This window comes from Streptomyces sp. NPDC048442 (assembly GCF_040651475.1).
Taxonomy (GTDB): Bacteria; Actinomycetota; Actinomycetes; order Streptomycetales; family Streptomycetaceae; genus Streptomyces.
On the sequence record NZ_JBEZKB010000021.1, the window covers coordinates 40606 to 63627 of the forward strand.

3 protein-coding genes are annotated in these 23022 nt (G+C 75.3%); all 3 read left to right on the top strand.

What is annotated here, in order from left to right:
- Positions 1 to 2: 2 nt before the first annotated feature.
- The 3 genes from AB0D18_RS27620 to AB0D18_RS27630 are packed head-to-tail and all read left to right on the top strand — an operon-like array spanning position 3 to position 23019.
- A complete protein-coding gene (locus AB0D18_RS27620; RefSeq protein ID WP_362424046.1) occupies positions 3 to 11162 on the top strand; it encodes an SDR family NAD(P)-dependent oxidoreductase in 11160 nt (3719 codons plus the stop codon).
- Positions 11159 to 21853, top strand: coding sequence for an SDR family NAD(P)-dependent oxidoreductase (locus AB0D18_RS27625; RefSeq protein WP_362424048.1), 10695 nt, complete (start codon positions 11159 to 11161; stop codon positions 21851 to 21853). Before AB0D18_RS27620 ends, AB0D18_RS27625 begins: the two co-directional genes overlap by 4 nt.
- The gene (locus AB0D18_RS27630; RefSeq protein WP_362424051.1) at positions 21850 to 23019 is read left to right on the top strand and encodes a cytochrome P450; all 1170 of its coding nucleotides are present in this window, start codon (positions 21850 to 21852) and stop codon (positions 23017 to 23019) included. The genes AB0D18_RS27625 and AB0D18_RS27630 overlap by 4 nt, the downstream gene beginning before the upstream one ends.
- Positions 23020 to 23022: the final 3 nt, after the last annotated feature.

Consider the following 23022-nt stretch of genomic DNA (forward strand, 5'->3'; position numbering starts at 1 on the left):
CGATGACGGACAACGACAAGGTCACTTCCTATCTGCGCCGCGCGACCCTGGACCTGCGCGCGGCCCGCCGGCGCATCCAGGAGCTGGAGTCCGACCCGGTCGCGATCGTCAGCACGGCCTGCCGGCTGCCCGGCGGGATCAACACCCCCGAGGCCTTCTGGGACGTACTGGCGGCCGGTGAGGAACGGCTGTCCGGCTTCCCCGACGACCGTGGCTGGGACCTGACGGGCCTCTACCACCCCGACCCCGACCACCCCGGCACGACGTACGTGCGCAAGGGCGGATTCCTGGAGCGGGCGGGGGAGTTCGACGCCGCCTTCTTCGGGATATCCCCGCGCGAGGCCGCCGCGATGGACCCTCAGCAGCGGCTCCTGCTGGAGACCTGCTGGGAACTGGCCGAGAACGCCGGGATCGACCCGCACGGCCTGCGCGGCACACAGACCGGTGTGTTCCTCGGCGTCGCCCGGCACGGCTACGGCGACGCGGGCGCTCTCACCGAGGACACCGAGGGCTACGCGGTGACGGGCGTCGCGCCGTCCGTCGCGTCCGGGAGGATCGCCTACACCCTCGGGCTCGAAGGGCCCGCCCTCACACTGGACACCGCCTGCTCCTCCTCCCTCGTGGCCCTGCACCTGGCGGTGGCGTCGCTGCGCCGGGGCGAGTGCGACACGGCGATCGTGGGCGGCGCCGCCGTGATGGCGGGCCCCGAGGTGTTCGTCGACTTCGCGCGCCAGCGCGCCCTCGCCTCCGACGGCCGTTCCAAGGCGTTCGGCGCGTCGGCTGACGGCTTCGGCTTCGGCGAGGGCGTCGCGGTGCTCCTCCTGGAGCGGCTGTCGGACGCCCGGCGCAACGGGCACACCGTGCACGCCGTCGTCCGGGGCACCGGCATCAACCAGGACGGTGCCAGCAACGGCCTGTCCGCCCCCAGCAGGGCGGCCCAGCGCAAGGTCATCGAGCAGGCGCTGGCCAACGCGGGCGTCGCACCCGGCGACGTGGACGCGGTCGAGGCGCACGGCACCGGCACCACCCTCGGCGACCCGATCGAGGCCCACGCCCTGCTCGACACGTACGGTCAACACCGCAGCACGCAAAGGCCGTTGTGGCTGGGATCCGCGAAGTCGAACATCGGCCACACCCAGGGCGCCGCCGGCGCGGTCGGCATCCTCAAGATGGTGCTCGCCCTCCAGCACGAGCGGCTGCCCAGGACCCTGCACGCGGACGAGCCCTCGCCGCACGTCGACTGGGCGTCGGGCGCGGTCGCCCTGCTGGCCGAGGAGCAGGACTGGCCGCGCGGCGAACGGCCCCGGTACGCGGCCGTGTCCGCGTTCGGCATCAGCGGCACCAACGCCCACGTCGTCCTGGGAGAGGCCCCCGAGCCCCCGGAGGGCGAGGAAAGCACCACACCGCAGACCCTGGCCCCGCAGGCTGTGGCGCCCCCGACGGTGGCGCCGCAGTTCCCGGTGCCGCTGGTCGTCTCCGCGCGGACCGAGGAGGCCCTGCGCGCCCAGGCGGCACAGCTGACCGCCGTCGTCGCGGACGAGAGCGTCCCGCTGCCCGACCTCGGCCACTCGCTGGCCACCACCCGGGCCAGGCACGAGCACCGCGCGGTGGTCCTGGCCGGCTCCCGGGAAGCCGCCCTGCGGGGAATGCGCGAGGTGGCCGACGGCCGGGCGCGCATCCAGGGAACCGTCGAATCGGGCGGGCGCTCCGCCGTGTTCCTCTTCCCCGGCCAGGGCTCGCAGTGGGCCGGCATGGGCGCCGACCTGCTGGAGTGGTCCCCGGTCTTCGCCGAGACGATCCGGGCCTGCGACGAGGCGATGGCCCCGTGGCAGGACTGGTCGGTGGCCGCGGTGCTCCGCCAGGAGCCCGGCGCCCCCGGGCTCGACCGCGTCGACGTGGTGCAGCCCGCGCTGTTCGCGGTGATGGTGTCGCTGGCCGCCCTGTGGCGTTCGTACGGTGTGGAACCGGCGGCGGTGGCCGGACACTCGCAGGGCGAGATCGCCGCGGCGTACGTCGCGGGCGTCCTCACCCTCGACGACGCCGCCCGGCTCGTGGTCCTGCGCAGCCGCCTGCTGCGGTCGCTGGCCGGACAGGGCGCGATGGCGGCCGTGGCGCTCGACGAGAAGGCCGTACGGGACCTGCTCGCACCGTATGCGGACGCCGTCGAGGTGGCCGCGGTCAACGGCCCCGCCTCCGTCGTCGTCTCCGGCGAACCCGGGGCCGTACTGGCCTTCGTGGCAGCCTGCACCGAACGGGGCGTACGGGCCAGGACCATCGACGTGGACTACGCCTCGCACTCCGCACAGATGGAGCAGGTGCGCGAGGAACTCGCCGCCGCGATAGGGGACTTGAGCCCCTCCCGCGCACGGGTGCCCTTCTACTCGACGGTGACGGGCCGCCCGATGGAGGGCGAGGAGCTGGACGCCGGGTACTGGTACCGCAACCTGCGCGAGCCGGTGCGCCTGCACGATGTCGTGGAGCTCCTCGCAGCCGCGCACCACGACGCCTTCCTGGAGATCAGCCCGCACCCGGTGCTGGCCGCGACGGTCGAGGAGACGCTCGACGCGCGGGGACGGGAGCCGGGCGAGTACGTGGCCGTCGGCACCCTGCGGCGCACCGCGCACGGCCCGGAGTCGTTCCTCACCTCCGTGGCGGGCGCCCACGCCGCGGGCGTGGACGTGCGCTGGCAGAACGCCTTCCCCGGCGCGCGTCGCGTCCCGCTGCCCACCTACCCCTTCCGGCGCAAGCACTACTGGACGTCCACCGCCGCCGCTACGCCCGCCCGCGGCGGCGATGACGTGACCTACCGGGTGGCGTGGAAGCCGCTGCCCGCCGCACAGCAGGCCGACCCGCGGGGAACCTGGCTGGTCGTCACCCCGGCCGCCGCCCCCGCCTGGGCCGCACCGCTGCTGACCGCGGTGCGCGAGTGCGGCGGCGTGCCGCTGGAGTGCGTCCTGGCCCCGGACCTGGGCCGCGCCGAGGCAGCCGAGGCCGTCACCGCCGCCACGGCGGGAACCACCGGGCTGCGGGGCGTGGTGTCGCTGCTCGCGGCCGACGAGTCGGACCACCGCGGCCTGGCGGGCGTCCCCGCCGGTGCGGTCACCACCCTGACGCTCCTTCAGGCCCTCGCCGACGCGGGCGTCGAAGCCCCGTTGTGGTGCCTGACCCAGGGCGCCGTACGGACACCCGACGACGAAGGCACCGGATCGTTCGCCCAGTCCGCCGTGCACGGCCTGGGCCGGGTCGCGGGACTGGAGCTCGGACAGCGCTGGGGCGGCGTGCTGGACCTGCCGCGGGGCACCGTCGACGCGCCCCTGCTCACCCGGGTGCCCGGCATCCTCGCGGGCGCACCCGCAGGCGACGACCAACTCGCCCTGCGCGCCCATGCCTTGTACGGGCGGCGCCTGGTACGGGCACACCTGCCGGCGCCGCCTTCGGGCGCCGCAGCAGACCCCCGCCCGGCCCGCCCGCACGGGACCGTGCTCGTCACCGGAGCGGACAGCCCGATCGGCGAACGGCTCGCCAGGTGGGCGGCCGAAGGCGGCGCCGCCCACCTCGTCCTGGCCGGCGGCGCGGGCGAGGACCTCCTCGGCACGCTGCGGGACGGCCCGACGACGGTCACCTGCTGCGCGACCGACGCGGACTCCCTCACGGCGGCCGTCGCAGCCGCCCCGTACGAGGTCAGCACCGTCCTGCACGCCGCGACCCGCCTGGAGTTCGGACCGCTCCTGGAGACGGATCCGGAGGACTTCGCGGCCACCGTGCACGCCAAGACCGGCCTGGCCCTGACCCTCGCCAGGATCCTCGAAGGACATCCGGTGGAGCAGGAGATCCACTGCTCGTCGGTGGCCGGAGTCTGGGGCGGCGCGGGAATGGCCGGCTACGCGGCGGGCAGCGCCTGCCTGGACGCGTTCGCCGCACAGCGGCGGGCCGGGGGCCACCGGAGCACGGCGGTGGCCTGGAGCCCCTGGGCACTGCCCGGGGATTCCGATGCCCCCAGCGCCCCCGATGCCTCCGGCGTCCCCGATGCCTCCGGCGTCCCCGATGCCTCCGGCGCCTCCGGCGCCCCCGCGCAGCCCGTGGCAGGGCGCGGGCTGCGGGCCCTGACGGCCGGTCGTGCCCTGACCGTCCTGCAGTCCGTACTGGACTCGGGGGAGAACGCCGTCGCGGTGTCCGACGTGGACTGGCCCGTCTTCGCCGCGGGCTACGGTGCCCTGCGGCCGACCGCGCTGTTCGACGAGATCGCCGAGGCGCGCCCGGCGGCGGAGCCCACGGCGGCGGTGGGTGGGTCGGACGGCGGCCCCGGGAACGGGGCGGACGGTGGTCCGGCCGGTGCGCTCGCCGGGCGGCTTTCGGGGCTGACGGCAGCGGAGCAGGAGAACCTTCTCGTCACCCTGGTCACCGAGGCCACCGCGGCGGTCCTCGGGCACGACAGTGCGCAGGACGTCAACGGGCGGCGCGCGTTCACCGAGCTGGGCCTGGACTCGCTCGGCACGGTGCAGCTGCGCAAGCGGCTCGCCGCCGACACCGGCCTGCGGCTGCCCGCCTCACTGGTTTTTGATCACCCGACCATCACCCGCCTCGCCCGCCACCTGCTGTCCCAACTGGCCGCAGGACCCCGCCCGGAGAGCACCGCCGTGGTGCCCACCGCCGCACGGACCACCGAGCAGGAGCCGATCGCCGTCGTCGGCATGGGCTGCCGCTTCCCCGGAGGCATCGGCTCGCCCGAGCAGCTCTGGCAGGCCGTCGCCGAAGGCCGGGACCTCACCGGCGCTCTGCCCCAGGACCGCGGCTGGGACCTGCGGGCGCTTCTCCACCCCGACCCGGACCACCCCGGCACCAGCTACTCCGACCGCGGCGGATTCCTCACCGACGCGGCGGGCTTCGACGCGGAGTTCTTCGGCATCACCCCCCGCGAGGCCCTCGCGATGGACCCGCAGCAGCGGCTGATGCTGGAGGCCGCCTGGGAGGCCGTGGAGCACGGCGGCATCGACCCGGACCTGCTGAGGGGCAGCCGGGTGGGCGTCTTCGTCGGGTCCAACGGCCAGTCGTACATGCCGCTCCTAAAGAGCGAGGCCGCCCGCGTCGAGGGCTACCAGGGGCTCGGCAACTCGGCCAGCGTGCTGTCGGGGCGCCTCGCCTACGTCTTCGGCTGGCAGGGCCCGGCGATCACCGTGGACACGGCGTGCTCCGCGTCCCTGGTGGGCATCCACCTGGCGATGCGGGCGCTGCGCGGCGGCGAGTGCACCATGGCGCTGGCCGGCGGAGTCACCGTCATCTCCGACCCCTATACGTTCGTGGACTTCAGCAGGCAGCGCGGCCTCGCCGCCGACGGTCGGTGCAAGCCGTTCTCCGCGCAGGCGGACGGCTTCGGTCTCGCCGAGGGAGCCGGCGCCCTGCTCCTCGAACCGCTCTCGGCGGCCCTGGCGGCGGGCCACCCGGTCCTCGCCGTACTGCGCGGCAGCGCGGTCAACCAGGACGGCGCGAGCAACGGGCTCGCCGCGCCGAACGGCCCGGCCCAGGAAGACGTGATCCGGCAGGCGCTCGCCGACGCCCACCTGTCGGCGGCCGACATCGACGTGGTGGAGGCGCACGGCACCGGCACCAGGCTGGGCGACCCCATCGAGGCCGGGGCGCTGCTGGCCACCTACGGCGCGGACCGCGAACGCCCGCTCGCCCTGGGCTCGGTGAAGTCCAACATCGGCCACACCCAGGCGGCCGCCGGAGTCGCCGGCGTGATCAAGACGGTCCTCGCGATGCGCCACGGCGTCGTCCCGCGCAGCCTGCACGCGGCGGAACTCTCCCCCGAGATCGACTGGCGGGCGGGGCCGATCCGCGTCCAGCAGGAGAACGCGGACTGGCCGCGCGGCGCGCGCGTGCGCCGGGCCGGGGTGTCGGCGTTCGGCGTCAGCGGGACCAATGCCCACCTCGTACTGGAGGAGGCGCCCGCCCCTCTCGTACGGGAAGAGGCTCCCGCCCACCTCGTACGGGAAGAGGCTCCCGACCCTCTCGTACGGGAAGAGGCTCCCGACCACCTCGTACGGGAAGAAGCCCCCGCGGGCAGTGGTCTGCGGGCGGGGGCCGTGCCCCTTTCGCTGTCCGCCCGTACGCACGGCGCGGTGAGCGCGCAGGCGCGGGCGCTCGCCGAACTGCTGCGCACCTCCCCGCAGACCTCACTGGCCGACGCCGCGCGGACGCTGGAGGCCGGCCGGACCCGCTTCGACGTCAGGGCCGCCGTCCTCGCCGACGACCGGGAGACGCTGTGCGCCGCCCTCGACGCCCTCGCCGCCGGTGAGGCCGGGGCCGACGTGGTGGCGCCGCGCACGGCGACCGGCCGCAAAGCCGTCCTCGTCTTCCCCGGCCAGGGCTCCCAGTGGACCGGCATGGCCGTCGACCTCCTGGACCGTTCGGAGGTCTTCGCCGCGTCCATGGCGGACTGTGCGCGGGCGCTCGCCCCGTACACCGACTGGGACCTGCGGGCCACGCTGCGCGGCGAAGGGCCCCCGGACGCCTTCGAGCGGCCCGACGTCGTGCAGCCCCTGCTGTTCGCGGTGATGGTGTCGCTGGCCGCCCTGTGGCGTGCCCACGGGGTGGAACCGGCCGCCGTGGTCGGCCACTCGCAGGGCGAGATCGCCGCCGCCTGCGTCGCGGGCGCCCTCACCCTCGACACCGCGGCGCGGGTCGTGGCGCTGCGCAGCAAGGTGCTGTGCCGGCTGAACGGGCAGGGCGCCATGGCCTCCGTCACGGCCACGCCCGACGAGCTTCAGGCGGCGCTGGCGCCGTGGGACGGCCGCCTGAGCGTGGCCGCGGTCAACGGGCCGCGCTCTCTCGTCGTCGCGGGCCAGGCCGCGGCCCTCGACGAGTTCCTCGACTCGCCGCAGGCCGAGGGGATGTCCCCGCGGCGCATCGCGGTGGGCTACGGCTCGCACTCCCCGCAGGTGGAACAGGTCGAGCGGCAACTCGCCGACGAACTCGGCACAGTCCAGGCCCGGTCCGCCACCGTGCCCTTCTGCTCGACCGTCACCGGCGGCCCGCTGGACACCGCCGGGCTCGACGCGGCGTACTGGTACCGCAATCTGCGCGGCACGGTCCGCCTCGACGAGGCCGTGCGGCACCTGATGGGACAGGGCTTCGACACCTTCATCGAGGTCAGCCCGCACCCGGTGCTGCTCCCCGGCATCGAGCAGAGCGCCGAGGACGCCGGCCGTGACGGCGTCGTCACCCTCGCCTCCCTGCGCCGCGACCGCCCCGACGCGCGCACCTTCCTGCGCAACCTGCTGGAGGCCCGCGCCGAAGGCCTGCCCGTCGACCTCGGGCCGGCCCTGGGGCCCGGCGGCACGGCACACCTGCCGACGTATCCCTTCGAGCACACCCGTTACTGGCCGCGCCCGCGCCGTACCCGTGGTGACGCGGGAGCGGCGGGCCTGGACCCGGTGGCCCACCCCGTCCTGTCCACGGCGCTGGGCACGACCGACGGCGGACACGTCCTGACCGGGCGGATCGCCCTCGGCGAGCAGCCGTGGCTGGCCGACCACGCCGTCGGCGGGAAGACCCTGTTCCCCGGCAGCGCACTGGTCGACCTGGCGCTGACGGCCGGCCGGCACGCGGGCACGCCCGCTCTGGACGAACTGGTGCTCTCCGCCCCGCTCGTCCTCGGCCCCGAGACCGCCGTACGCGTGACGGTCGGGGCGCCCGCACCCACCGGCACCCGCACGGTGGACGTGCACGCCCGCGACCCGCACACCCCCGACGCGCCCTGGACCCGGCACGCGACCGGTCTCCTCTGCGAGGGGGCGCCGCCGCAGGACACGCCGTCGGCCTGGCCGCCGCCGGGCGCCCAGCCCCTCGACCTGGACGCCGCCTACGCGCGCCTGGCCGACCGGGGCTACGCCTACGGGCCTGCCTTCCGGGCACTGCGCGCCGCCTGGCAGCGCGGCGAAGAGGTGTTCGCCGAAGCCGAACTCCCCGCAGCCGCAGGGGCAGTCGGGGCCGCGGACGAGAACGGCGACGAGGGCTACCTGCTGCACCCCGTCCTCCTCGACGCGGCGGCGCAGACCCTCGGCCTGAGTGCCCTGGCCGGGCGGGAAGGGGCGTTCCTCCCCTTCTCCTGGGCGGGGACCACCCTGTACGCGTCCGGGGCCACCACGATCCGCGTGTCGGCGGCCCCCGCCGACGGCGACGCGATGAGCCTGTCGGTGACCGACCCCGCCGGAGCGCCGGTCGTCCGGGTGAACGCCCTGACCGTACGCCCGGCCGACGGCACGCCGCCCGGAGGCGACGCGGCGGAATCCGGCGCCGACGACCTCTACCAGCTGTCCTGGCGCCCCGGCCCCGAGCGCGGCGGCACGGCCGTGCACGGCGTGACCGTCGGCGGCCCGCCGGGGCCCGGCAAGGACTACCCGGACCTGGCGGCACTGGCCGCGGCGGTCGCGGCCGGCGAGCCGGAACCCGACGCCGTGTACGTGCACTGCCGTCCGTGGCGGGCGGCGGACCCGGCCGGATCCGTGCACGAGAGCGTGCTGCACGCGGCCGGACTCGTCCGCGAGTGGCTCGACGCGCCGGAGCGCACCGGCCGCCTGGTCCTGATCACCCGGCACGCCGTGAGCGCCTCGGGCGCCGACACCGGGGCGGACCCCGCGCAGGCCGCGGTCTGGGGGCTGGTCCGTTCCGCCCAGGCGGAGTCGCCGGGCCACTTCGTGCTGCTCGACCTCGCCGACGGCGACGCCACCGACCTCGCCCGGTTCCCCGCCCTGCTCGACCACCCGCAGGTGGCACTGCGCGGCGACCTCGCGCTCGTACCCCGGCTGTCCTCCACCCGTACCGGCGCGGCCCTGCTGGCGCCCCGGCCGCCCGCCCGCCTGGAACCCGCGGGCGAGTCCCTGGACGCCCTCGCGTTCCGGGCGGCGCCGGACGCCGGACGGCAGCTCGGCCCCGGCGAGGTACGGGTCGAACTCCGGGCCACCGGCGTGAACTTCCGCGACGTCCTCGTCGCCCTCGGCATGTACCCCGGTGCCGCCGTCATGGGCACCGAGGGCGCCGGGGTCGTCACCGCCACCGGCCCGGACGTCACAGGCATCGAGGCCGGCGACCGTGTCATGGGCCTCTTCGAGGGCGCCTTCGGTCCTGTGGCGGTCACCGACCACCGGCTCCTCGCGCCCGTCCCGCAGGGATGGAGCACCACCGAGGCCGCCGCCCTGCCCATCGCCTTCACCACCGCCCACTACGCGCTGCACGACCTCGCCGGACTGCGGCCCGGCCAGCGGGTCCTGGTCCACGCCGCCGCCACCGGCGTCGGCATGGCCGCGGTCCGCCTGGCCGCCCTGGCCGGGGCGGAGGTCTTCGCCACCGCCAGCCCCGCCAAGCACCACCTCCTGCGCGCCATCGGACTCGACGACGACCACCTCGCCTCCTCCAGGGAAGCCGGATTCGCCGAACGGTTCAGGCCCGTCACCGGCGGCCGCGGCATGGACGTCGTGGTCAACTCGCTGACCGGTGCACTGCTCGACGAATCGGCACAACTCCTCGCCGAAGGCGGGGCGTTCGTCGAGATGGGCAAGACCGACCCCCGCGACCCCGGGCAGTTCCACGGGCGCTATCTGCCCTTCGACCTCGCCGACGCCGGGCCCGACCGGCTCGGCGCGATCCTGACCGGGATCGCCGCCCTGGTGAACGAGGGGACGATCGGCCGCCTGCCAGTCACGGCCTGGCCGCTGCAGCGTGCGTCGGCCGCCCTGCAGCACATGAGCACCGGGCGGCACACCGGGAAGCTGGTGCTCGTCCAGCCGGCGCCGCTCGACCCGGAAGGCACCGTGCTCGTCACCGGCGGAACGGGCACCCTGGCCCGCCTCATCGCCCGCCACCTGGTGGCCGAACACGGCGTACGCCACCTGCTGCTGCTCGGCCGCCGGGGGCCCGCCGCCCCCGGAGCGGCCGCGTTCGAGGCCGAACTGGGCGGCCTGGGCGCGACGGTGACCACCCTCGCCTGCGACGTTTCCAGCCGGTCCGCGCTCGCCGCCGTACTCGACGCGGTGCCCGACCGGCACCCGCTGACCGGCGTCGTGCACACCGCGGGGGTCCTCGCCGACGGCCTGGCCGCCTCCCTGGAGCCGGCCGCGCTGGCCGACGTCCTCGCGCCGAAGGCCGACGCCGCATGGCACCTGCACGAACTCACCGGTGAACTCAACCGGGGAAGCGAACTGAGCTTCTTCGTCCTGTTCGGCTCGGGCGCCTCCGTACTGGCCGGGCCGGGCCAGGGCGCCTACGCCGCCGCCAACGCCGCACTGGACGCACTGGCCAGGTACCGGCAGGCGCGCGGACTGCCCGCGACGTCCCTCGGCTGGGGCCTGTGGGAGGAGGCCAGCGGGCTGACCGGCGCACTCGGGGAACGGGACACCCGGCGGATGGCCCGCGCGGGCATGCTCCCCCTGCCGACCGCACGGGCCCTGGCCCTGTTCGACCTCGCGATCCGGCGCGGCGACGCGGTCCTCTACCCGCTGGGCCTGGACACCTCCCGGCCGCAGGGCCCCGACGGCGGGCCCGAGGTCCTGCGCGGGCTGCTGCACACGCCGTTGCGCAGGGCCGCCCGCGAACAGACCGGCGGGGAAGGCGGGGAGGGGCTCGCCGCACGGCTGGCGCCGCTGCCGCGCCCCGACAGGCTCGCCGCCCTGACGGAGACCGTACGGGCCCAGGCCGCCGCCGTCGCCGGATACGACACGGCCGAATCGGTGCGCCCCGGGCGGCACTTCAAGGAGCTGGGCTTCGACTCGCTGGCCTCGGTCGAACTGCGCAACCGCCTGGCGGCCGTGGTGGGCCTGCGGCTGCCGAGCACCCTCGTCTTCGACCACCCGACGCCCGAGGCGGTCGCAGCCCACCTGGACACCAAGCTGTTCGCCGACGCGCCGGCACCGGAGAAGGACTCGCAGAAGGACCCGCAGGGCCCGGGGGCCGACGTCGCCCTGCACCTCGACGCGCTGGAGGCGGCACTGGCGGACTTCGCCGGTGAACGCGGGGAAGTCGAGGCGCGGTTGACGGCCCTGCTCTCCAGGTGGAGCGCCACGGGCGGCGGCGGGGACTCCCGCACGGCCGTCGACGACGTCGCCGACGACGACGAACTGTTCGCACTTCTCGACCAGCGGTTCGGCAAGGAGAACGAGGGACGATGAGCGAGGACCGGGAGAGCACGAGCGGAATCCGGGAGAGCACGAGCGAGGCCCGGGAAAGCACCGAGGACAAGCTGCGCCGCTATCTGCGGCGTACGGCAGGGGACTTGGAGGCCGTCGGCGCGCGACTGCGCGAGAGCGAGTACCGGGCCGGCGAGCCGATCGCCGTCGTCGGCATGGGCTGCCGGTTCCCCGGCGGCATCGACAGCCCCGCCGCCCTGTGGGACTTCCTGAAGGCGGACGGCGACGCCGTCGGCGGCCCGCCCACCGACCGCGGCTGGGACACCTCGGCCCTCGACGGGTGCAACGGCGGCTTCCTGTACGACGCCACCGGCTTCGACGCGGACTTCTTCGGCATCTCACCGCGCGAGGCACTGGCCATGGACCCGCAGCAGCGGCTCCTGCTCGAAGTCGCCTGGGAAGCACTGGAACGCGCCGGGTTCGACCCCTCGACGCTCGCCGGCACCGCCACCGGAGTCTTCGCCGGAGTCGGCGCCGTCGACTACGGACCGCGCCCCGACGAGGCGTCGGCGGACGTCCTCGGCTACCTGGGCACGGGCACGGCCTCCAGCGTGGCCTCCGGCCGGGTGGCGTACACGCTCGGCCTCGAAGGCCCGGCACTGACCGTGGACACCGCCTGCTCCTCCTCGCTCACCGCGACCCACCTGGCGATGCACTCGCTGCGCCGCGGCGAGTGCACCACCGCGCTCGCGGGCGGCGCCACCGTGATGAGCACCCCCGGCGCGTTCACCGAGTTCAGCAGCCAGGGCGGACTGGCCGCCGACGGCCGGTGCAAGCCCTTCGCCGAGGCCGCCGACGGCTTCGGCCTCGCCGAGGGCGTCGGCCTGCTCGTACTGCAGCGCCTGTCCACGGCACAGCGCGAAGGCCGCCGGGTGCTGGCCGTGCTGCGCGGCTCGGCCGTCAACCAGGACGGCGCCAGCAACGGCCTCACCGCCCCCAACGGCCCGGCCCAGCAACGGGTGATCCGGCAGGCGCTCCAAGACGCCCGGCTGGGCCCCGCCGATGTCGACTACGTCGAGGCGCACGGCACAGGAACCGCCCTCGGCGACCCCGTCGAGGCCCACGCACTGCTGGAGACGTACGGCGCGGGGCGGCCCCAGGACGCCCCGCTGTGGATCGCCTCGGTCAAGTCCAGCATCGGCCACACCCAGGCCGCCGCCGGAGCGGCGGGCCTGATCAAGACGGTGCTCGCCCTCCAGCACGGCCACCTGCCCCGCCTCCTGCACTTCGACGCCCCGTCGTCGCGGATCGACTGGGACACGGGAGCGGTCACCCCACTCGCCGAAAGCAGGCCGTGGCCACGCGGCACCCGAATCCGCCGCGCGGGAGTCTCCTCGTTCGGCATCAGCGGAACCAACGCACACGTACTGGTCGAGGAGGCCCCGGAGCCGGAGCCCGGCGGGGCCCTGGAGCCGGAGTCCGGCGGGGTCCTGGAGCCTGACTCGGCCCCGCAGCCCGGCGCGACCGCCAAGCCCGACTCGGGCCCGGAGGCATCGGGCTGCGGGCGGGAGGAAGGGCCGTACCCCTTGCTTCTGTCCGGGCGGACCGACGGTGCCCTGCGGGCCCAGGCCGAACGGCTCGTGGCTCACCTGGAGCGGCCCGGTGCCGCCCCGGCCGCGGATCTCGCGGACGTTGCCTTCACGCTCGCCACCCGGCGCACCTTGTTCGAGCACCGTGCCGTGGTCGTCGGCGGCCGTGCGGACGCCCTGGCCGCCCTGCGTGCCGTGGCCCGGCAGGAGCCGCACCCCCGGGCGTTCACCGGCACGGCACGGCCCGGCCGGAAGGTCGTGATGGTCTTCCCCGGGCAGGGGTCGCAGTGGCAGGGCATGGCCGCCGGACTGCTGGCCTCCTCGCCCGTTTTTGCCCGCTCCCTGCACGACTGCGAGCAGGCGCTGGCCCCGTACGTCGACTGGTCGCTGACCGAAGTGATCGCCGACGGTGCACCGTTGGAGCGGGTGGACGTGGTCCAGCCCGTGCTGTTCGCGGTGATGGTGTCGCTTGCGGCGCTGTGGCGTTCCTGCGGTGTGGAGCCGGCCGCGGTGATCGGGCACTCGCAGGGTGAGATCGCGGCGGCCTGCGTCGCCGGCGCCCTCTCGCTCCAGGACGCCGCGAAAGTGGTCGCGGTCCGCGCCAAGGCACTGCGTTCCCTCGCCGGCACCGGCGGCATGGTCTCCCTGGCCCGTACCGAGGAACAGGCCGAAGCCCTGCTCGCCCCCTACGGCGGCGCCCTCTCCGTCGCCTCCGTCAACGGCCCCGGCACAGTCGTGGTGGCCGGCCCCCGCGAGCACCTGGACACACTGCTCGACACCTGCGCGGCCGACGGCGTCCGGGCCAGGAACATCCCCGTGGACTACGCCTCCCACTCGGCCATGGTCGAACCGCTGCGCGAGGAGCTGACGGCCGCCCTGTCCGGCGTCGTCGCCCGTACGGCATCCGTGCCCCTGTACTCCACGACCGTCGGCGAGGAGATCGACACCGCCGTCATGGGCGGCGACTACTGGTTCCGCAACCTCCGCGAACAGGTGCGGTTCGACACGGGTACGAGACTGCTCGCGCAGGCGGGCTTCGACGCCTTCGTCGAGGTGAGCCCGCAGCCGGTCCTCGGCCCCGGCATCGAGGCGACCCTGGACGCGGCCGGCGCCGACGCCGCGGTCCTCAGCACGCTGCGGCGGGACGCGGGCGGCCAGGACCGGTTCCTCGCGGCGCTCGCCGAGGCGCACGTGTGCGGCGTACGGGTCGACTGGCGGGCCGCGACACCGGACGCCGCCGTGGTCGAACTCCCCTGCTACCCCTTCCGGCACACCCCGTTCTGGCACACCGCGCCCGGTCGCCCCACCGCACCCGCCGGCCCTGGGCGGCGCTACCGGGTGGAGTGGCGGGAGACCGTGTGGGACGCGGCCCCCCTCACCGGCCGCGTCCTGCTCATGACGGACCGTCATGTACCGGACGCCTGGCGCGACATGGTCTGCGAAGCCCTCGAACGCGCCGGCGCCACGGTCGCCGCCGTCGACTGCGGCGGCCGGGAACGCGCCGCGGCGGCGGCCGCCCTGCGCGCGGCCGCAGCAGACGGGGAACAGCCGGCGGCGGTGGTCTCACTGCTCGCCCTGACGGCCGAAGCCGACGCCGACATCGACGCCGACACCGACACCGAAGCCGACGCCGAAGCACCGCACCTGCCCGCGTGGCGGACCCTGCACCTGGTCCAGGCGCTGGGCGACGCCGGAGTCGAGGCGCCGCTGTGGGTGCTGACCCGGCGCGCCGTCGCCGTGACGGACGAGGACGGCGAGGTGGACCCCGCACAGACGGCGGTGTGCGGCCTCGGCCGGGTCGTCGGCCTGGAACACCCCACGCGCTGGGGCGGATCGATCGACCTGCCCGCGCCGGACGAGGCGCTCGGCGCACAGCTGACGGCGGTGCTCGCCCGGCCCCGGGACGAGGACCAGGTGGCGCTGCGTGCAACCGGGCCCAGGATCCCCCGGCTCGTGCCCGCCCCCGCCGACAGCCCGGCGGACACCTCTACGGACACCCCGGCCGGCACCCCTGCGGACACCCCGGCCGCCGACGCCCCCGGCTGGTCGCCGCGCGGCACGGTCCTGGTGACCGGCGGCACCGGTGGCATCGGCGCCCACGTCGCACGCCGCCTGGCGCGCGCGGGCGCCACGCATCTCGTCCTCACCAGCCGCAGCGGCCCCGACGCCCCCGGCTCCGACGAACTGGCCGCAGAAATACGTGACTTGGGCGCCGGAGTGACCCTCGCCGCCTGCGACGTAACGGACCGGGCCGACCTGGCCTCGCTGCTCGCCGCCGAGCGCGAGGCGGGCCGCAGCGTCGACGCCGTCTTCCACACCGCCGGCGTACCGCAGTCCACACCGCTGGACCGCATCACCGAGGAGGAGTTCGCGAGCGTCACCGCCGCCAAGGTTGCCGGGACGGTGCACCTCGACGCCCTCTGCCCCGACGCGGAAGCCTTCGTACTGTTCTCCTCGAACGCCGGAGTGTGGGGCGCGACCCGGGCGGGCGCCTACGCGGCGGCCAACGCCTTCCTGGACGGCTTCGCCCAGCGGCGCCGCCGCCGCGGGCACTCCGCGCTGTCCGTCGCGTGGGGCCTGTGGGACGGCCCCGGCATGGCCGGTGACGCGGGCCAGGACTTCCTGCGCCGCCAGGGCGTCCGGCCGATGCCGCCCGAGCAGGCCCTCGCCGAACTCGACACCTGCCTGGAGCGCGACGAGGCCTGCGTCTGCGTCGCCGACCTCGACCGGCCCGCGTTCCTCGACCTCATGGGCGCCGTACGGCACCGCCCGCTGTTCGACGAACTCGTACCCGCCGCGCCCTCCGTCGGAGCGCCGCAGGAGAGCGCGCGAGGGGACCGTTCCCCGCTGCACGAGAAGCTGCTGCCGCTGTCGGCCGGGCAACGCAGGGGCCACCTGCTGCGCCTGGTGCGCGCCGAGGCCGCCGCGGTGCTCGGGCACCCGGACGCCGCGGCCGTCGACCAGGAACGCGCCTTCCGGGACCTCGGCTTCGACTCCATGACCGCCGTGCAGCTGCGCAACCGGATCACCGCGGCGACCGGCCTGCCCGAGGCGTCCACCCTCGTCTTCGACCGGCCGTCCGTCACCGCTCTCGCCGACTACCTGCTCGACCGGCTCTTCGGCGCCGAGCAGCCCCCGGCCGGAGCACCGGACCCGCGACCCGGTGCCGGTGCCGGTGCCGACGGCGCAGCGGGCGAGGACGACCCGATCGTGATCGTGGGCATGGCCTGCCGGTTCCCCGGCGGAGTCAACTCCCCAGAAGGGCTCTGGGAGTTCATCACCTCGGGCGGCGACGCCGTGTCGGAGCTACCCGCCGACCGGGGCTGGGACCTCGACCGGCTGAGCGACACCGCCGCCGACGGCACGGCAGGCCCCCGCCACGGGTCATTCCTCGACGGGGCGGGGGACTTCGACCCGGCGTTCTTCGGGATCTCGCCGCGCGAGGCGCTGGCGATGGACCCGCAGCAGCGCCAGGTCCTGGAAGTCGCCTGGGAGGCACTGGAGAACTCCGGCATCGACCCGCGCGCGCTGCGCGGCTCCAGCACCGGAGTCTTCCTGGGCTCCGCCTACCAGGGTTACGGCCACGGCGTCGACGCCCCCGAGAACAGCGAGGGCTACCTCCTCACCGGCGGCTCACCCGCTGTCGCCTCGGGCCGGGTGTCCTACGTACTGGGCCTGGAGGGGCCCGCGTTGACGGTGGACACGGCGTGCTCCTCGTCGTTGATGGCGCTGCATCTGGCGTCCCGCTCGCTGCGGGACGGCGAGTCGTCGCTCGCGGTGGCGGGCGGAGTCTCGGTGATGGCGGGGACCGAGGTGTTCGAGGAGTTCTCGCGGCAGGGCGCTCTCGCCGCCGACGGACGCTGCAAGGCCTACTCCGAGCAGGCGGACGGCTTCGGCTTCGCCGAGGGTGTGGGCCTGGTGGTCCTTGAGCGGCTCTCGGACGCGCGGCGCAAGGGGCATGAGGTGCTGGCCGTGGTGCGGGGGAGTGCGGTGAACCAGGACGGGGCGTCCAATGGTCTGTCTGCGCCCAGTGGTCCGGCGCAGCAGAGGGTGATCCGTCGTGCGCTGGAGACTGCGGGTGTGTCTGCGTCCGATGTGGATGTGGTGGAGGGGCACGGTACGGGTACGGTGCTGGGCGATCCGATCGAGGCGCAGGCGCTGCTCGCGACGTACGGGCAGGAACGCGATCGCCAACAGCCTTTGTGGCTCGGTTCGTTGAAGTCGAACATCGGTCATGCGCAGGCGGCTGCCGGTGTGGCCGGTGTGATCAAGATGGTGCTGGCGTTGCGGCACGGTGCGCTTCCGGCGACGTTGCACGCGGACGAGCCGTCGTCGCACGTGGACTGGTCGTCCGGTGCGGTGGAGGTGCTGCGCGAGGCGCGCGAGTGGCCGGTGGCGGCGGGCCGTCCGCGCCGGGCGGGGGTGTCGGCGTTCGGTGTGAGCGGGACGAACGCGCATGTGATTGTCGAGGAGCCGCCCGCAGCGGACCGCCCGGCGGCGGCCTCGGTGGGCGTCCTGGAGGCTGCGGGTCTCGTACCGCTCGTACTGTCCGCCCGTACGGAGACCGCCCTGGCCGCCCAATCCCGCCTCCTGGCAACGGCGTTGGCGGGAACCGGCACGCTGGAAGGCGTCGGACGCACCCTCGCCACCGGACGCACCCACCACCGGCAGCGGGCCGTCGTCCTGGCCGAGGACCACGGGACGGCCCAGGACCTCCTGCGGCGGCTTGAGGAAGGCTTGCCCGCCCCCGGCCTCCTGACCGGCACGGGCAGCGCGGGCCGTCGCGTGGTGTGGGTGTTCCCCGGCCAGGGTTCGCAGTGGGTGGGGATGGGTCGCGGTCTCCTCGAAGTCCCGGTGTTCGCCGAGGCGTTGGCGGAATGCGACGCGGCACTTGCCGAAGTGGCGGGCTTCTCGGTCGTGGACGTGGTCCGTGGCGCGGAGGGCGCTCCGTCGCTGGACCGGGTGGAGGTCGTGCAGCCGGTGCTGTTCGCGGTGATGGTGTCGCTGGCACGGCTGTGGCGGGCGTGCGGTGTGGAGCCGGACGCGGTGGTCGGGCACTCCCAGGGCGAGATCGCGGCGGCGTACGTCGCGGGGGCCCTGTCGTTGCAGGACGCCGCCCGGGTGGTGGCCCTGCGGGCCCGCGCACTGGCCGGCCTCACCGGCGACGGCTCGATGACCCACGTATCGCTGCCCGTGGAGCGCGTACGGGAACTGATCGCCGACCGGGCGGAGCGCATCAGCGTCGCCGCGGTCAACTCCCCGGTGTCGGTCGTGGTGGCCGGTGACCTGGAGGCCCTGTCCGCGTTCGAGGAGCGCTGCACCGCAGACGGAATCCGGACCCGGCGCATCCCCGTCGACTACGCCTCGCACTCGCCCCACATGGAGCAGGTCCGCCGCCGCGTCCTCACCGACCTCGCGGACGTCACCCCGAGGCCGTCGACTACCCCGCTCTACTCCACGCTGCGTGGCGAACTCTGCGACACCACCGCCATGGACGCCAGGTACTGGTACGAAAACCTTCGCTCCCAGGTCCGCTTCGACGAGGCGATCGGCGCGGCCCTCGCGGACGGCCACGACACCTTCGTCGAGGTGAGCCCGCACCCCGTGCTCACGGCCGGCGTCCAGGAGACCGCGGAACGGGCCGGGAGTGAGGCACTGGTCCTGGGCAGCCTGCACCGGGACGGCGGCGCCGGGCACTTCGTCCGCGAACTCGCCCGCGCCCACGTGGTCGGCGTACCCGTCGACTGGCGGGCCGCCTTCCCCGACCTGCCGCTCGCACAACTCCCCAACTACCCCTTCGAACACCGGCGTTACTGGCTGACGCCCGAGGTCCCGGACCGGGTGGGCGACTGGCGCCACCGCATCGCGTGGCGGCCGATCACCCCGACGTCGGGCCCGCTGTCCGGGAACTTCCTGGTGGTCGGTTCGGGCACGGGCCCCCGGGAGGCCGCCGTGGCCCACGCCGTCGAGAAAGCAGGCGGCACGGTGCTCCGCCTCACGACGGACGCCATCACGACGGGCCGCACCGACCTCGCGAAGGACCTGAGGGCGCTGAGGGAGCACACCCCGGGCATCACGGCGGTGCTCTCCCTCCTGGCCCTGGACACACAGGCGGACGCCCAGGGCGGTGAGTTCGCGCAGACGGGTGCTCCGGGCCCCACCCCGACCACCGAGTTCACACAGGCGGGCGCGCCGGACGGCGTGCCGCCGGGCGGTATCCCGAACGGCGGGTTCGCGCAGGCGGGTGTCCCGGACGGCGAGTCCGTGCAGGCGGGTGTCCCGGGCGGCGAGCTGCCGCGCGGTGCTTCGGATGGCGCGCTGCCGGGCGGTATCCGGAACGGCGAGTCCGTGCAGGCGGGTGTCCCGGGCGGCGAGCTGCCGCGCGGTGCTTCGGATGGCGTGCTGCCGGGCGGTATCCCGAACGGCGGGTTCGCGCAGGCGGGTGTCCCGGGCGGCGAGTCCGTGCAGGCGGGTGTCCCGGACGGCGGCCTGCCGCGCCGTGCTCCGGACGGCGCGCTGCCGGGCGGCATCCGGAACGGCGGGTTCGCGCAGGCGGGTGTCCCGGACGGCGAGCTGCCGCGCCGCGCTCCGGACGGCGACCTGCCTCGCCGCGCTCCGGATGGCGTGCTGCCGGGCGGCGGCCTGCCGCGTCGCACCCCGGACGCCGAGTTCACGCACCCCGGCGTCCCGGACCGCGACCTGCGGCCCGTCACCGCCAGCCTCCTCCTCCATCAGGCCCTCGGCGACGCCGGCATCGACGCGCCGCTCTGGCTCGTGACGAGCGGGGCCGTGGCGGTCGGCGAGGGTGACGATGCCGATCCCGCGCAGGCCATGGTCTGGGGCCTCGGACGCGTGATGGGCCTGGAGGCCCCCGAGCGCTGGGGCGGTCTGCTCGACCTGCCCGGCCTGCCTGGCCTGTCCGACCTGACCGACCTGCCTGGCCTGTCCGACCTGACCGACCTGCCTGGCCTGTCCGACCTGCCTGGCCTGTCCGACCTGACCGGCCTGACCGGCCTGCCCAGCCTGTCCGGCCCGCCCAGTCCGTCCGTTCCGTCCGACCTGCCCGGAGATTTCAGCGGGCCCGTACCGGACCTGTTCAGCGCCTGTCTGGCAGGCGCGGGTGACGAGGATCAGCTCGCGCTGCGTGGGGCCGGCTGTTACGCCCGGCGTCTCGTCAAGGCCCCGCAGCGGCCGGCCGAGGCCCAGGCCCCCTGGCAGCCGGCCGGCACGGCCCTGATCACGGGCGGTACCGGCACCCTCGGCGGCCACGTCGCCCGTCACCTCGCCCGCTCCGGGGCGGAGCACCTGGTCCTGGTCGCCAGGTCGGCCGGACAGACACCGCAGGACGCCGGCCTGGCGGCCGAACTGGCCGCCCTGGGCGCCAGGGTGACCTTCGCGGCCTGCGACGTCACCGACCGCGCCGGGCTGACGGAACTGGTCGGCACACTGATGCGGCAGGGCGAGCCGGTCCGTACGGTCATGCACCTGGCGGGCGTCCCCGACGGGCGGCCCGTCGCCGACCTCTCCCCGGCCGACCTGGCGCGCGTGACCCGGGTGAAGACGGTCGGCGCCCGGCTCCTCGACGAACTCTGCCCCGACGCGGAGACGTTCGTACTCTTCTCCTCCAACGCGGGCGTCTGGGGAAGCGGCCGGCTCGGCGCCTACGCCGCGGGCAACGCGCACCTCGACGCACTGGCGCACCGGCGCCGGGCGCGGGGGCAGGCCGCCACCAGCATCGCCTGGGGAGCCTGGGCGGACGGCGGCATGGCCGATGCCGACCTGCCGGGGCTGATCCGGCGCGGACTGCGCCCGATGGCCCCCGACAAGGCGGTGCGGGCCCTCCAACAGGCCCTGGACCAGCGGGACATCTGCGTCTCGGTCGCCGACGTCGACTGGAACCGGTTCGCCGTCGGCTTCACCGCCGCCCGCCCGCGCCCCCTCATCGAGGACCTCCCCGACCCCGTCGGTCAGGAGCCTTCCGCGAGCGCGGTGAGCGCCCAGGGCGGGCCGGGGCACGGCCCCGCCTGGCGGGAAAAGCTGGCAGGGCTCTCCGACGAGGAGGCCGGGGAGAGGCTCACCACCTGGGTCCGCGCGCAGGTGGCGGCGCTGCTCGGGCACCCCGGTCCGGACGCCGTGGGAGTCCACCAGCCCTTCACGGAGCTGGGTTTCGACTCCCTGACGGCGGTGGGGCTGCGCAATCTGCTGCAGGAGGCCACCGGCCTGTCCCTGCCCACCACCCTGGTGTTCGACCACCCCTCCGTCGCCGGTGTCGCGGCCCATCTGCGGCGCCTGCTCGCGGCCGGCACACCGCACGCCCCGGCCGCCCCGGACGGCGGCATGCTCCGCACCCTGTACCGCAGTTCCGTGCGGCAGGGGCGGTTCGACTCGTACCTGGAGCTGCTCGGCGAACTCTCCGACCTGCGCGAGCACTTCGAGAGCGCGGAGGACCTGAGCGGCCCGGTCGCACTCGTGGACCTGGCGGAAGGACCCGGCGAGATCCGTCTCATCGGCTGTGCCGGTACGGCGCCGGTGTCCGGGCCGCACGAGTTCCTCCGTATCGCCGCCGCACTCAGGGGCCGGCTGCCGGTGTCCGCGCTGCCGCAGCCGGGCTACGAGCCGGGCGAGCAGCTGCCCGCGACGCACGCCGCGGCCCTCGGCGTCCAGGCGGACGCCGTCCTGAAGGCGGCGGACGGGCCGTTCGTACTCGTCGGACACTCGGCGGGCGCCCTGATGGCGTACGCCCTGGGCGCCGAACTCGCCGACCGCGGCCGCCCGCCGCTCGGCATCGTCCTGATCGACGTCTACCCGCCGGGACAACAGCAGGCGGTGCAGGGCTGGCTCACCGAACTCACCGACACGATGACCGCCCGCGACGGGGTGCGGATGGACGACACCCGGCTCACCGCACTGGGCGCCTACCACCGCTTCACCCGGGCGTGGCAGCCGCGGGAGCTTGCCGTACCGACCCTGCTCGTCCGGGCCACGGAGGCCCTGGGGCAGTGGCCGGACGGCGATTCCTGGCAGTCCACCTGGCCGTTCCCGCACGACTGCGCGGACGTGCCGGGCAACCACTTCTCGATGGTGCATGAGCACGCAGAAGCCGTCGCCGACCGCATCCATACATGGACAGGAAACCTGGCATGAGAACAACAGACCGCAGCCGGCTCGGCAGCCGGCTCCAGATGGCCCAGGGCTGGTACTGGGCCTTCGGCGTGAACGGCGACCCGTACGCGAGGCTGCTGTGCGGGCAGGACGACACACCCGCCCGCTGGTACGAGCAGATACGCGCGGCCTCCCCGGGCCCCTTCCGCAGCCGCACCGGGGCCTGGGTGGTGACCGGGTACGCCGCCGCCGCGCAGGTGCTGGACGGCACGGGCTTCACCCCGGCGGCGGGGGAGGCCGCCGAGGACTGGGCCCGGCCGTTCCCCGACGTACGTACGGCCGCCGGACCCGAGCCCGCCCCCCTGGACCAACTGGTCGAGGAATACCGGGCGTTGCTGCCGGACAGGGGGACGCGCTTCGACCTGGCGCGGGACCTCGCGCACGAGGTCCCGGCCCGGGGCGTGACCGCACGCCTGGGGCTGACCGGCGAGGACGCGCGCCGCTGCGCCGCCCTGCTGCGTACGGGCGCCGTCGCGGTGGACGCCCGGCTGACCCCGCAGTCGCTGGCCGTGACCGAGGAGACCCTGGCCGCGCTGGAGGCGCTGCGCGCACAGGCGGGCGCCGACGGCGCCCTGTCGGCGGCCGCCTGCGAGGCGGCGGCCAACACGGTGTGCCACGCCGTGCTCGCCGTCCTGCACACCCCGGGCCTGGCCGCCCGCCTGGCCGTCGAGGCGGACCTGGCGGAGCGGATCGTGGCGGAGACCCTGCGCACCGCGCCCCCCGTCCACCTGGAGAGCCGCCGGGCCACCGAGGGACGGACGTTCCACGGCGCCGAACTCGCCGAGGGCGACGAGGTGGTGGTGGCCGTCGGGGCGGCCCACCGCGACCCGGAGGTGTTCGCCGCACCCGACCGCTTCGACGTGGACCGTACGGGCGAGCCGCCGGCCCTGACGGCGAGCCGCGGACACCAAGGCGGACCTCAAGGCGGACCTCAAGGCGGACACCAGGGCGGACACCAGGGCGGACACCAGGGCGGACCCCAAGGCGGACACCAGGGCGGCGTGGCGGAGTTCGCCGCCCGGCACGCCGTCGCGGCACTGCGCGCCCTCGCCGGGGTGCTGCCCGGCACGGCCCTGGCGGGCCCCGTCGTCCACCGCCGCCGTTCGCCCGTACTGCGGAGCATCAGCCGATGCCCGGTCGAGATCTAAGGA

Bases quoted from the DNA above. Each gene is read 5' to 3' on its own strand.
- AB0D18_RS27620 (WP_362424046.1), top strand. From the start codon at position 3: ATGACGGACAACGACAAGGTCACTTCCTATCTGCGCCGCGCGACCCTG.
- AB0D18_RS27625 (WP_362424048.1), top strand. From the start codon at position 11,159: ATGAGCGAGGACCGGGAGAGCACGAGCGGAATCCGGGAGAGCACGAGC.
- AB0D18_RS27630 (WP_362424051.1), top strand. From the start codon at position 21,850: ATGAGAACAACAGACCGCAGCCGGCTCGGCAGCCGGCTCCAGATGGCC.